Below are 12,694 nucleotides of genomic sequence, written 5' to 3'. Positions count from 1 at the left end.
GAGGGTTTGACGTGGCAAAGAATCAAAACAACCTCATCGGAGGGATTATTCTCATTGCGGCGGCAATCCTTCTGTATGAGCTCTGGAAGAACGGCAGCTTGACCAAGTGGATCGGCGACATTACGGGGACCCCAGCGACAACGAACACCGCCAGCGCCACGAACTACACCGGGACCGCAAACAATGCGCCCGCAACAACCACCGCAACAACCAAAACGAAAACGTATAGTGGCGGCAGTACGTACACCGTGCAAAGCGGGGATACCCTATCCGGGATTGCGGCGGCCACGGGCGTCTCACTAGCCGCACTCGAAGCGGCCAACCCGCAAATTAGCAATCCCAATCTGATTGACGTGGGCCAGCAGATCACCATTCCCAGCGGCCACAGTGTGACCACCAGCGCCCCGAAAACCAGCAATAACGGAGACTACGCGACGAATCCGTCGACGGGACAGTACTACCGGAAAGCCGGGACAAAAAGTAGTAGCAGTAGCGCAAAGTACCGCGTGCAGGAAGGCAATAACCTGTACGATATTGCCCTCAGTCACGGTCTGACCTTGGCGCAAATCGAAAAACTCAACCCACAACTGCGGAATCCGAATCTCATCTATCCCGGGGAGGAGGTGAACGTCTAGTGGGTCCCTTTATTCAGGAATTAGTGCTCAAAGGGCACGCGCGGATTTATGAGACTGATGCGTTTGTGCCTATTTCAAGCAACTATCCGACCGCGAACACGCAGACCGTCGAACTGGAAGCGCCCGCGAACTACGTCTGGATTGTGTATGAAGTGGATATGGAACCTGCGGACGTGAACAACTCGATTCAGATCTACGGTCCCAACATCGGGAGCGGCGTCACATTACGGGCGCAAAATGGACCCATTGCGGGCGCTTTTTTGGCCACGGACACCGCGGCATTTCGGGCGGTGATCAACAACAACACGAGTTCCAGTCTTGCGGTCGCGTTTCGGTATATCGAACTGACGACCGAATGGTATACGTTGCTGGTGAACCCGAACTATCAGGGCGAATCGAAGGCATGGAAAAAGGCGGTCGCGGCGGCAAATTCGTATCCGGCCAATCCGAATGAAGGGGTGACAACCTAATGGCAGGTATCCTTGAACCCGCGATGATGTGGCGCGGGTACAATACCATGGACCCGAACAACTCCTATTTCACGACCACCGCAGGAGAGGCCACCACGCTAACATTTACCGCGCCGGTGAACCGCATAGTGATCTATAACGAAGGGACCGTCCCGATGAACGTCAAATTTGGCGGTCAAGACGCAAGTGCCACCAACTACGATATTGTATTGCCGCCGCATACCGGCATGACAGCCGGATTGAACTTCATGCAGGTCAGTGTGTATAGCGCCGACGCGGTGAATTGTTACATCGGCGGGATTCGCGAAGATAACACGGCCATATAGGAGGAGAGTATGAGCGACATAACGTTGTTCCCAGTTGGGTCCCAAGCGGTGGCATCGCCGCCGAAACAAATTGGGAGTGCGTCGTATACCGACCTCACGGCGTCCTCAACCTATCAACTGGTCATGGTAGGAGTATTAAACAGGTCGGCACGTGCCAGAAGCTTTATTGTGGAAAACTCCACCAATGAGGCTTTTGAGAGCGTGACGTTTATCCCGTTTGACAGCACGTATGACGCTCTCAACAACACAGCAGGCGGCCAAAGTTACGAAGACAGCGGCGGTATAGCGGCCAGCGGCTACGGACAATACACATCGGAGATGACAGACGCCCAGGTATTAGCCGCCCATTTTGATTCGCTAATTGTGGAAGTGGCAATAGGGGCTACTGCGCCCACGTCGGGAGATCTGACGGTGGCAGTCGTGGAATTGTTCTCATAAGGGGGCAACAAAATGGCCGAAACCAGCGCATTTAAGCGGCTAGCTATGAAGATAGCTGCCGAGTACCGGGCGAAGGGCTACAGCGCGAGCGAAGCCCTCAAAATAGGCCGGGAAACCGCGGCCAAAGTCGGAGATCGCAAATACGGCGTCCGCGGCATGGAACGGAAGGCAGAACGCGCCCGCAAGCGGAAAAGGGGAAAAAAGCGATGACAACCATAGGATGGATTCTGATCGCCCTTGTGCTTTTCCTCATTTGGCGAAGCATGGCCGCGAAGGGAGCAACGAATGCCGTCCCAACCTTTCTGTCCAGTGTGAACAGCACGGCCAGCGAAACCAGCACGCCCGATACCACGGGAGCACTGGCGGCCAATAGCACCGTCGCCACGTCCACGCAAACGGGAAGTACGTCCCAACTCACGTCCAAGCCGCAAGACCCATACCAGAAAATCGTCACGTCCAGCCAGTATGCCTATCCCAAAAAAGTTTCAAATGGCGTGGCGACGTATCAGGCCAGCAACGGGGCCACAGTGCGCATAGATACCGTGGCCGCCGATGGAACGCCGGTCACGAAGGTTCCCCAGTTCATGGTCGACCAGTTCGCGGCAATTGATGCACAGGAGAAGAACACAACCGGCAGTTATACCGGGAATGGAACCACGAGCACCACGATGCCGTCCATGGGGAACGGGAGCGATCACTTACTCGAAGAAGTCGAAACCGGTATTCGGAATCAAGCGTCCAGCATTCCGTCAAATTACACCGGGTATAAGCGCATTACGTTGCCGAATGGGAACTGGTCGGACGTGTATTTCACCAACGGCACGGCATATGGCATTCACGTCTAAAGGGGGTGAGAAAATGGCGGAAAAAAGACGGCGACGGCACACCAAGAAAGTACACCCGCGGCGGAAGACCCATCGGAAATCCATGTTAGACCGCATTACAAATGTGACCATCATATAAGGGGGAAACCAAACGTGGGCATCTATGGAGATTGTAGCGAGATCTTTGCGGACATTCCGACTTTGAGTGGTTATGCCGGAAACTGCATCGCGTATCAAGTGCAAAGTGGGGATTCATGGGCTTCGATTGTGAATATGTTTTACGGGACCGAGAACAGCGAAGACGTGGACGATTTTGCCGAATGTAACAACGCGGATGGAGCCGCGCCGGGAACACCAGAAATCGGATGGTGGTTGTGGCTACCCGCGAACCTGGCCACGGCATCCCTGAGCTGTACGAATGTTGAACCGCCTTGCAGTAGTATTACGGAAAGTCAATTAAACTATTTCAACCCGGTGTATCCGCCCTCATCGGGAATGTGCGACTACTAACTCAAAGGAAAAGGCATCGGAGAAATCTCACGATGCCTTTTCTATGGTTTCACAGCATGAAAAGTCCATGCCACGGGAATACCGTTCGAAACCACCGCAGGCGAACCAACCAACTGGCTCAAAATATGCTGATTCGCTGGGGAACGCGGCCAGCGGAGAGCGAGAGGAATGTTACCATCGGGGCCAGAAGGCCGCGGCGTAAAATACAAAATGTTATCAACCGGCGAAAAACGAATGGGAGGCCGCCCCGACTGAACCCACAACCGTTGGTCGACCGGGGACGCATAGTGCATAATAAATTGTTCACGGGCTAATAAAGATACGGGGGCCGCTTTCACAGGCACACGCTGAATGACGCGTGAAGTCGGCCACAGCCACCAGACCACACCGATGACCACGAAAAGGACCCACCAGAACCGGAGAAGTTTAGCGATCACAGGATCAGCCTCCTTGTCCATTGGTGAAATCGGACCCATACAGATACACGCTAGTTAAAATCGATTGCAGGACCGACGTATCGGGACCCGATACCCAAATCACATAGGCCCCTTGCATCGAGGGCGTAGTAAAGATAGCGCCGGTTAGCCCGTTGCCTTGAAAGTTCCATTCATCGGCAGCAGGATGACTGGTCACCGCCGTGCCGGTCGGAAGAGATAGGGATGGGTCAAATGGGTCGCTTTGGAGGGTCGCATTATGATTCGCGCCATACGGTTCGAAGTAGCGAAACGTAAAGGCATCAGATCCGGAACTCCAAAAATAGCCCACGCTACCGTCTGGGCTGGTGGAGACATTGGGTGTCGGATTCCATGAAGCAGGCAGAGAAACAGTACCAAATGTGCCCATATCGACGGTCTCCATCGGCGTGGAGGCAGACACCGAGGACGCTACAGGAACGGCACTAGAAGGCGAAGAACCCGACGAAACCGAAGAAGTTCCAGAGGCGCTAGGCGATGGAGACGGCGACGCCGAAGACGGACTGGAAGACGACGGAAAGGATGGCAACGACGGCATGGAAGAGGACGGACGCCGAGCCGGAGTAGGACGGGAATAAGCCGACGACACTGGTCGGGATGCCGGACGTAAACTCGATAGCGTCCACGCGCCGACGACAATGACACCCACGCCGCCAAGAATCAGCCCCACTGTGCGGGTCATACAATCAACCTCCTAACAAATTTCAAAATTATGGTACACAGTCCGAAGATCGAAGGCAAATAACTAAAAGGAATATTAAGCATTCTAAACGGTTATGAATGGAATGCCGTCCAATATTCGCCATGGTTCGGAGAAAAACTGTATAATATTAGGCAAGGGCTGTGTCCGATAAGAGATATTATGTTAACTAGTTACAATAGAAGCTGTTGATGTCCGCCGAAATCACATTTCTACAGGACGCTTTCCGGGTTGAGGCATGTCCCTTATTCTCCATAAAATAGCAAATTCCTGCCGTCCAGCAAAAGTACGGAAGAGCCATTTTCTATTTGGCCATATACACCCGCTGCGGACGCGGCGGAATATAGCCGGCCTTCAACGCGCCAATCCGGAGCAACCCGGCAATTCTCCGCGAGTCCTGCACGTCGGTCTTCCGCCCGGGCATGCCCTCAATGTGCTGGGGATTGACGACCATCACGGCCTCAAAGGGATACGCCTCCAACAAGTTGAGCACGGGCTTCTCCTTGGATGCCCCGAAGTCGGGGAATAGGCGTCTCCTTTAGAAGATCTTACCAAAAAGACGGTTTTTGTTGATCCGGCAACGTTTTGTCGACGCGATTGACCTCGTTAATTTGTGCCTTTTGGGACAGCCCCGGCTCAGTTCCGATGCCGTGGAATGTGGCGTGGCACTCATGCAACACGCGATAGAACAGGCTCCTTCCCTAACCTTCCCTAAAAAGCAAACAGGTGACACCGCACGTACTCAGGCATACGGCCGCAATGACGCTCCTCAAGGCTGCCGTAGCGTCAAAATGAATAGAGCTCCCGGACGAAGAAGGTGCCGCAAAGCATTAAATCCAGAAATAATATCGGTGACGTCCATATGCTCGACCGCTGAAATACAATATGCAGCATCTAAGGGCTCACAGATCCAACGTGCAAGGTCAGCAAAGTTGGCCACTATAAGGGGATAATTGTAGGTTGAGTACTAAGCAACGGGACTATACGTTCATCCAGGTCTACTGCATAAACCTTTGTACTTTTTGTTCCCAGAAAATACACGGATGGAATGTACCCACCCCAATTTCCGATACCGTTAAATTCGGCTTTATAAACTCCGCTGCGGGACAGAAGTGAAAAGTCTATCATCTTTTCTGATATAACGACTATCTAGCAACAATCCCTTAGCTTCGGCGGTAGAATTACCATCGGAGCCAATATCGATAATCATGGACGCCCCCCTTCACAAAACTCCTGCGTGACGAGCCGTTTAACGGTTCTTGAAGGCCAACTTCGATTCCACAAGGCTCGGCTGTCAAACGCACCTGACCCGCAACGTCCTGGACGCCGCGCCGAAGGCGGTGCAGAGCGAACTCCATAGACGTCTCCGTACGCTCTTCGAAGCCCCCGACCGGGCCACCGTCGACACCTTGGGGACCAAACTCCTCCAGGACTTTGCCGAGCGCGCGCCCCGCGCGGTGGCGATTGGGGAGGACGGACTCGAGGAGGCGCTGGCGGTCTTGCAACTCCCCGAGGCGCTGCGCCAGCGGTTACGCACCACGAATGGCGTCGAGCGGCTCAACGCCGAGATCCGGCGCCGCGAACGGGTGATTCGGATTTTTCCACACCGGGAGTCGGCGATCCGCCTCTTAGGCGCGCTGTTGCTCGAGCAGCATGAAGCATGGACCACGGGCCCGCGGTACCTGAACCTCGAACCGTATTGGCACGCAAACCAGTCGCAAGCGGCGGCAGAGGTGCCACCCGCGGGAGATACGTCCGTCGCATAACGACTCCCAAACCAAGGGAACGTTTTTACACACAAATTAGGACTTGACCGATATTTCCCCGTCTACACCTTAATAACTCTACTAGTCACACGTTGTAACAGAACTTTTGTTGCTACTTAGGATAATAAACGCAGCCTTTACCTACGACGCTAATTCTTTCTCCAAGGCTTGAAAAAAACTAAATGGAGGCTATCGTCCGCGGATGATAGATACCGCAGACCTATAAGATGCGTATTATAGTGTTGTAAGACTTATAGATTTAGGAGCCCAAGCCCGAAACACTAGAGGGTTGCTGTTATTTCTTCGCACGCACCAGAACCGCCATGAAGGTATGCAGCTTTGGATGTCGGTAGGCCCAGTGATTGGTGGTCAAATAATACGGCCTATGGCGTTGAAACGCAGTTGAGTTTGTCGCATAACACCAAAGGAGCACGATAACCGTGACAAACTTTATACGCTTTTCACTACTTGGGCTTGGTTCGGTGGACTAGTAGCAGCATGCGTGCCTGGATCCTCGTCAAGTGTTATTGCGACACGGGTGAACCAGCAAGACATGGATGGTGAAAATCATTAAAACGGCACTACAGTCGGCTTTTAGTGCCTCGTGATGCCTGCTCAAGCACCAACCCGGGATTATCGTTCTCCGACATAACGAGAGCCATTTGATTTTTACCTATGACCAGATCATCATACGCTGCTTGGAATTATGGGGCTTCGGATCACAAAGGAGGTCGCCCACGAAGCATTCGAGCTTTAGGCGTAGCATGTGAGCGATAGGTAGTTTTATGTCAATCCAAATACCAATCGACCATCATATTGGCCTCTTAGAAAAGAGTATCTCAATTCGCTGGGATCTTAATTGAGATTAACATTCTTTTCTTCATCAGTCGACCCTCGATCTATCTCCCATGGTTTGAAGGAAGTCACGGAGAATGGGTGCCTGACTGTGGTCCACATCGCGGCTCGCCGTGACAAGGACAATGGGGTTCGTCTGCCACAGCGTCAGTAATGTCTCCCAGCCGGGAGATCCTATGAGTTCTGTCAGTTCTTTCCAATACTGTTCCCGAAAAGCCGCATAGCGCGCAGGATTGTGCCCGTACCCTTGTCGCAGGCGAGTACTCGGCGCAAGATCCTTGAGCCAGGTTTCCCAAAGGACATCGGTTTTGCGGATCCCCCGCGGCCACAACCGGTCTACTAAGATGCGGTGACCCTTACCGGCCTCGACTGTTCCAATCCTTGCCACACCTATCGAATTCACACACGCCCCTCCCTTATCCTCGTACCAGAAAGTTTACTAGCGTCGGGCCTCCTGAGCGAGAAAGACCTCCAAACCACAGCGTCCGACGGATGCGAATAACTGCCACGACCGGGACCAGGGAATCCGACTGAGACTGCTTCCCCTTCCTTTTCCCCTTATTGCGGACGTCGATGAGGGCCTGCTACCGCAAGGACACCAGCAACGATCCACCCGATCCAAGCCAGTGCCTCGGCCCATGAGCCCCAGTTAATCACGCGGCTTACTCCGAGCAAAGCGCCCAACACCACTCCGCCTACACCCAATGTCGCCATAATCCCCAGCGGATAAGCCCACCACGGTCGCCAAATATCATCGAGTCGAGGCATTTTGCCGCGATTGTGAACATGGGCGTAGCGATGGAGCCAGACGAGAAACGGGATGAGTTTCTGACTAAACATGATAAAGTTCAGGCCCACCCAGCCTAGACTGTATGCTAGTAATGCCCCAATCCACCAAAAGTTGTTGCCCGTTATCACCGCCACTGTTCCCATACCTTCAAAAATCACGAGAAAGGCCATAGCCGGAACTGCCGTGAATAGGACGGGTTGCTTCACCAGTTTCCGATCAAAAAGCCCAGCACGCACGACATCAGCAATGTATCCGCCGACCGCACCGATCTGCACCACCCATCCGATTCCCACCAGAACACGGTTGTTCACGAGATGCCCAAGAATCAAGCCAAAGATGGCAATATTACCACTAAGCCATGTTACCAGCCAATAGCGTGGTTCGCGATGTCTTGGGCCAAACATCGCCCACAACCGAAGACTCGCCCCGGCAACAATAAAACCAAACCATCCCCCCAAGGCCAAGGTCAGGTGCACAGGGATCTGGGCATCCATATCCGGTCCCCCCACATACCCCCACACCAAAAGCGCCCCCCAAATAACCACCAGAGCTAAATAGACCTCTCCACTCGTCACATAGAGGGTGGTAATGTTCCATGTCGTCCGCCGGCGAAATCGTCCCGCCATGTTCGCCAGAAAAGCTCCAATACCGACGACCAATCCGACACCGCCTGCAACAATCCAGATAAAGTGATTACCGGCCATGCCCGTCACAAAACACGCAACCCCGGCCACATAGAAAGCCCATTGGACCCAAGCGCGCCAAGCGGGTACCGGGTCACAGTTCAACAACACCGACGTCAATTGGTACAGCGCCCCCATCATTACCATCGTAAAGCCAGCAAGCGTAAAGAGATGTACGACGGCAATAACCGAACCAGTCCCTACCTGACCGTGAACAAGACGTCTGCTCTCTCGAGCCAAACGCCACAGGCCTACGAGAATTCCCAAGACTCCGGTTCCCCAGAACAGTAAAGGAACCCCTAAGGCGGTTGTCCTATCGGTATAGACACGGCCCACTGTCAGTCGTGCATGGTGAGTAAACATCATCGAGCCCGCCTTTAGTGGGTCTTTAAAATACGCACAATGGCCGAGCCATCGTCTAGAGCCTGGGTTTCATATGGGTACCCTTGATCATCCAGCTCCGACAGCAAAAACACAGGAACACGATCGTTGTGGATCACCAGCACCGATCCGTCGGGCAACTCTTCTAGTTTTGCCAGTGTCCGCTGCATTGGCTCGGGCGGCACCAACTCCCGGTTATCAAGAAATGTCTCAGCACCTTGAATAACCACAGGCTCGGATGAGGACCGACCTTCTTGGGATGGGTTCTGACCAACGTCTTGCCCGGCCGTAAATGTGGTCACTAGCATCCTTCCGATCTTCTCCTGAGTGACTGTATAGCCTCGTCGCCGCATCTGTGAAATAAGAGGACGGGGCTGAAAAGTTGATTTGACAATGAGCGTCTGTCCTGGTTTGAGTGCATTCACCGTCTGCATCATATGACTAAACAAGGATAAACCCTGTTTGAGGATGCTTTTCACTTCCACCACCACAGGTTCCATCATGGACCTCCTTGCTTATTATGACTTTCGCACTGCCATTAAGACTAGTTTAGAGTTTTCCCTGCCTGTTATCGTGATATTGATCACAGAGGGGATAACACTAAGGGCCCTCATTCACTGAAATACACGAATATCTCCGGATAAGGTGATGACTGCGCAAAGCTCACTGCGCACGACGAGACCACATCCTGGCCCAACTCGCGGTAATCGATCTCAAATCTGTTGTAAGGGTTGCTTTTGACAACCCCTTGATTTCCCACCACCTTTACGCCTTCACATCTTGACATTTTTCGGGAATCACGATTGCATTTGTCCAGCAATGTATGGTGAGTCGATGCGCATTCCAGCTTAACGGCTTGTCATGCCGAGTGTGATAAGGCTCACATTGTGACGCACTGGTTCGTAGTACAATAACATTGTTAATCGGAGGGAGCCGAGGGCCGGGAATGGAGCCTCCCACCCACTGGCGTACATTATCACATTACCAACCTTTGAGGCGGGCGTTACTACGAAAAAAGAAAAGACTGGATTTGAGTGTGGGGGGCCTAACTGGTGGCATTAAAAGATTGGACTGTCGAGGAATTCCTCCAGCGAACCGCATTTCCTAGCCCTGCATGGGCTGGTGGCAGTGCCGGAGCCGTGGCTGCTGCCGTGGCCACAGCTTTAACGAGCAAAATAGCGGCAATTTCACAGCTCGACTATCCCGATACACTGGATGACCCTGAACAATTCCTGATTCTTGCTGAACGGGACATGCAAGGCTACCGCCAGTTGCAAAATGACCGTGCCAACCCGCAAGCCTTGCCAAAAAGTCTTAAGGCGTCCTTAGCGGTATCATCGGCCATTCTTACGCTGTGCATTGAAGGAGCTTATGTGGTCGGTGATTTATTACCACGTGTGAAGCCTGTGATGCGGCCCGACTTATTGGTTGCGGCTCAACTCTATTACTCTGGGGCATTTAGCGCATGGATCAATATGCAATCTAATTTAGGTGCCGTGGGATCGGCTATCCCCGATATTGTAGCCCAACAAGAAAATCAGCTAGAGCGGCTGCGTTGCTCTATTGATACATGGGTCCAACAATGCACCCTCCGTGAATCTATTTAGTTGCCGTGCTCGCGCGCTGAATAACCACCGGTCTGGCCCATTCCATTGCCGAGAGAAGCTTTCTCAAGTTTTGACGGCATCAGGAATATAAGGCGAGAACGGCGCGGTGGATGGCAGTCGTAACCGATCGATAGCGTCCGTCGAGCAAGACGTATGCGGTTTGTCGATCCATCCAGGAAAAACTACCATCTCACCCCGAATACCCCTTTTGACCAGAGAATTTAGTTGCTCAGCGAATATCTAATTCCTTCCTAATCTTCTAGTGGACCGAATTCAATTTCTTCGAGTTCTTCTTCAGTACCGGTGTCATCCCATTTAACGACCACGGCCCGCATGAGACAGGCCGGATTTCGACGAATGCGGATCACACGCCCATTGCGACGCCCGGTAGGTTGCCGAGGATCAGTGACGTGGTCTCCTACTTGGATTGCCACGGTGTCTACTCCTTTCCCATTGGTCTCTAGATGAACTTAACATATCGCTACGAATCCTGTTCGCAGACTCGGGACGTCGCCATGAAGTGCCTGATGTTTATGACGGTGTGTTGAGTAGGGTGTCTTTAGTCTTCGGCCACTCTTTTTAAAGGACACAATACCACAGTCCATGTCAATCTATTATACTTTCATGGTTTGGACCATTGATGCTTGGACGTATTTACGCCGTTGCAATGCTCGTTTAGTGTGGGAAGGTCCATAAGCACCAAACTTTCCGCATTATTACGAGGATTGTCGATCGATACGTCGACGAAAACTCGTGCCGCCTGCTTTTGCACCTTTTGTCAGGAGTGCACTATTGGGCAAAATGGGTGGTTCCCCTTCACCGCACGCTACCTATGACCGTTCGGCGGTGACCTGAACGACGAATTCCATAATGTGTTTATGGTAAAAACCTTTACTCGGTCCTAACGGGCCTGGTCGTGGACCGTACTGTAAAAAAATATACGTCAACCACATCAGGCACCACCATAACCACAGATAGGCAAAAACCAAGGGAACCTTCTCAGTCCATCGCGGCAGCCATTAACGTCTCATTACTCTTGATACCACCAATTAATCATGATGACAGGGGCAAAGGCCAAAGGTCTTCAAGTTGTCGGCGTAAAGTCGATGGCCCAATTACCATCACTTATCTCCCTAGCTTGCCCCTCGTAACCCCTATGGGCGAGTACATTTAACAACGGGTTCGGTCGAAAAGTCGCCCAAAGCCGAAAGCCTTCGCCCGCCCGCAATTCTGCCACAAACGCCATAATGTCATCAAAAGGGTCAACACCGGCGTTCAGCATCGGCCGTACATCCAATTCTTTCATCTCACCCTCCTACAGTGTGAATAGTCAACGTCGTAACAAGCCACCCATTGTCCGAATTAAAAATGGTTGGACACGTTGCCACTACATTCCATTAAGGATGCCCCTTCAATTACGCGACAAGCCTGTATCGCCTCTGCAGGCCCTCCCTCACAAATCCGAGAAGCGCGCGGAGACAAAGAACCGCGTCGCATATGCCCATCTAGCAGTGATCTGGCCACGGTTGCAAGGGCTATTTGTACTCGACCATGCTAAATGTGAAATACGTACGAGATTGGTCACAATGATACACGCCCTCATGAATGGCAAATCTCAAGTCCCAACCGCCATGAATGGAGGATACGCGTCGATTGATAAGTCGATCGACCATAATCGACCAGGCTAGCCTCAAATATTTTACTTTCGAGTTAAGAGAATCGAGAACCGTATTGGCCCTGATTCCTGATAATCCGCTTCGAAAGCTCCTGGTTGCTCCGCTTCCAACTGATAAAGCAGTGGCTTGGGATCGTGGTCATTAATCAACAACGCGGAAAATCCTTGCGGCAGGGCATCGAACGCTGCGAGAATTGTTTGATGTCTAACGGGCGGCGGCAAAAGTGGTGCATTAATAATGATGACGGGTTCAAGCATTATATTCCCTCCTATATAATGTTAATCTTGTATCATCAAACATTTTATTAGCCTTTGTGACGACTTGATGTGATAACGGTCACAGTCCGAGCCATTTTTCTAGACCAAGGTAACTTATCGATGAAACCCTGCTAGTAGATCTCTGCAGCCACAGCTTAATTTTCGAGGAATGCACCAATGAGCACCCTTTTCCCAAACCTAAAGGGTGCTCATTGGTGCAAATTGTTGCATGACCATCGCGTCTCGCCAATGCGATGAGTGAGCCCACACGGCGCGTCGGTGGGTTACACCTGTAAATCGCTG

The 12,694-nt window shown here is 52.3% G+C and carries 18 protein-coding genes; 9 read left to right on the top strand and 9 right to left on the bottom strand.

Features of this window, described 5'->3' with window-relative positions; genetic code table 11:
• Positions 1–11 precede the first annotated feature (11 nt).
• The 7 genes from CO251_RS04600 (at position 12) to CO251_RS04570 (ending at position 3,203) form a co-directional block, all read left to right on the top strand.
• Positions 12–635 (top strand): LysM peptidoglycan-binding domain-containing protein, encoded by a 624-nt coding sequence (locus tag CO251_RS04600; RefSeq protein ID WP_103374632.1) that lies wholly within the window; start codon positions 12–14, stop codon positions 633–635.
• A complete protein-coding gene (locus CO251_RS04595; protein ID WP_103374631.1) occupies positions 635–1,105 on the top strand; it encodes a hypothetical protein in 471 nt (156 codons plus the stop codon). The genes CO251_RS04600 and CO251_RS04595 overlap by 1 nt, the downstream gene beginning before the upstream one ends.
• Positions 1,105–1,431: a hypothetical protein gene (locus tag CO251_RS04590; RefSeq protein WP_103374630.1), complete on the top strand. Its 327-nt coding sequence runs from the start codon at positions 1,105–1,107 to the stop codon at positions 1,429–1,431. Before CO251_RS04595 ends, CO251_RS04590 begins: the two co-directional genes overlap by 1 nt.
• Before the next feature lie 9 nt (positions 1,432–1,440).
• Complete coding sequence (locus CO251_RS04585; protein WP_103374629.1) at positions 1,441–1,869, top strand: hypothetical protein; 429 nt, start codon at positions 1,441–1,443, stop codon at positions 1,867–1,869.
• Positions 1,870–1,881: 12 nt separating this feature from the next.
• The gene (locus CO251_RS04580; RefSeq protein WP_103374628.1) at positions 1,882–2,079 is read left to right on the top strand and encodes a hypothetical protein; all 198 of its coding nucleotides are present in this window, start codon (positions 1,882–1,884) and stop codon (positions 2,077–2,079) included.
• On the top strand, positions 2,076–2,714 hold the full coding sequence (locus tag CO251_RS04575) for a hypothetical protein (RefSeq protein ID WP_103374627.1): 639 nt from the start codon (positions 2,076–2,078) through the stop codon (positions 2,712–2,714). The genes CO251_RS04580 and CO251_RS04575 overlap by 4 nt, the downstream gene beginning before the upstream one ends.
• Positions 2,715–2,846: 132 nt before the next feature.
• The gene (locus CO251_RS04570; RefSeq protein ID WP_103374626.1) at positions 2,847–3,203 is read left to right on the top strand and encodes a LysM domain-containing protein; all 357 of its coding nucleotides are present in this window, start codon (positions 2,847–2,849) and stop codon (positions 3,201–3,203) included.
• A gap of 41 nt (positions 3,204–3,244) precedes the next feature.
• On the opposite strand, the gene CO251_RS04565 is transcribed toward CO251_RS04570, so the two are convergent.
• From CO251_RS04565 to CO251_RS04550, 3 genes are all read right to left on the bottom strand, one after another.
• Entirely contained in the window at positions 3,245–3,640 is a 396-nt protein-coding gene (locus tag CO251_RS04565) for a hypothetical protein (RefSeq protein ID WP_103374625.1), read from the bottom strand.
• A 4-nt stretch (positions 3,641–3,644) separates the two neighbouring features.
• A complete protein-coding gene (locus CO251_RS17150; RefSeq protein WP_146038986.1) occupies positions 3,645–4,358 on the bottom strand; it encodes a hypothetical protein in 714 nt (237 codons plus the stop codon).
• Between the two features lie 322 nt (positions 4,359–4,680).
• Positions 4,681–4,869: an IS110 family transposase gene (locus tag CO251_RS04550; RefSeq protein WP_242968317.1), complete on the bottom strand. Its 189-nt coding sequence runs from the start codon at positions 4,867–4,869 to the stop codon at positions 4,681–4,683.
• Positions 4,870–5,635: 766 nt separating this feature from the next.
• Here CO251_RS04550 and CO251_RS04540 point away from each other — a divergent pair.
• Complete coding sequence (locus CO251_RS04540) at positions 5,636–6,142, top strand: transposase (RefSeq protein ID WP_255398092.1); 507 nt, start codon at positions 5,636–5,638, stop codon at positions 6,140–6,142.
• An 883-nt stretch (positions 6,143–7,025) separates the two neighbouring features.
• On the opposite strand, the gene CO251_RS04535 is transcribed toward CO251_RS04540, so the two are convergent.
• From CO251_RS04535 to CO251_RS04525, 3 genes are all read right to left on the bottom strand, one after another.
• Positions 7,026–7,400, bottom strand: a complete 375-nt coding sequence (locus CO251_RS04535) for a DUF488 domain-containing protein (RefSeq protein ID WP_103374622.1) — start codon at positions 7,398–7,400, stop codon at positions 7,026–7,028.
• Between the two features lie 155 nt (positions 7,401–7,555).
• Complete coding sequence (locus CO251_RS04530; protein WP_146038985.1) at positions 7,556–8,836, bottom strand: hypothetical protein; 1,281 nt, start codon at positions 8,834–8,836, stop codon at positions 7,556–7,558.
• 11 nt (positions 8,837–8,847) lie between these two features.
• Positions 8,848–9,354: a DUF2249 domain-containing protein gene (locus CO251_RS04525; RefSeq protein ID WP_242968313.1), complete on the bottom strand. Its 507-nt coding sequence runs from the start codon at positions 9,352–9,354 to the stop codon at positions 8,848–8,850.
• Positions 9,355–9,903: 549 nt separating this feature from the next.
• Between CO251_RS04525 and CO251_RS04520 the strand changes: the two genes are divergently transcribed.
• On the top strand, positions 9,904–10,458 hold the full coding sequence (locus CO251_RS04520) for a cyclodeaminase/cyclohydrolase family protein (RefSeq protein ID WP_158246179.1): 555 nt from the start codon (positions 9,904–9,906) through the stop codon (positions 10,456–10,458).
• A gap of 251 nt (positions 10,459–10,709) precedes the next feature.
• Here CO251_RS04520 and CO251_RS04515 read toward each other — a convergent pair whose 3' ends face one another.
• From CO251_RS04515 to CO251_RS04505, 3 genes are all read right to left on the bottom strand, one after another.
• Positions 10,710–10,892: a hypothetical protein gene (locus tag CO251_RS04515; protein ID WP_103374618.1), complete on the bottom strand. Its 183-nt coding sequence runs from the start codon at positions 10,890–10,892 to the stop codon at positions 10,710–10,712.
• Positions 10,893–11,542: 650 nt separating this feature from the next.
• Entirely contained in the window at positions 11,543–11,764 is a 222-nt protein-coding gene (locus tag CO251_RS04510) for a DUF2249 domain-containing protein (RefSeq protein WP_103374617.1), read from the bottom strand.
• A 393-nt stretch (positions 11,765–12,157) separates the two neighbouring features.
• Positions 12,158–12,391 carry a DUF2249 domain-containing protein gene (locus CO251_RS04505; protein WP_103374616.1) on the bottom strand — a complete coding sequence of 78 codons (234 nt, stop codon included), beginning with the start codon at positions 12,389–12,391 and terminating at the stop codon, positions 12,158–12,160.
• Positions 12,392–12,694: the final 303 nt, after the last annotated feature.

The organism is Sulfobacillus sp. hq2, from assembly GCF_002903155.1.
Classification (GTDB): Bacteria; Bacillota; Sulfobacillia; order Sulfobacillales; family Sulfobacillaceae; genus Sulfobacillus; species Sulfobacillus thermotolerans.
This window is presented reverse-complemented; position numbering and strand designations above follow the sequence as displayed.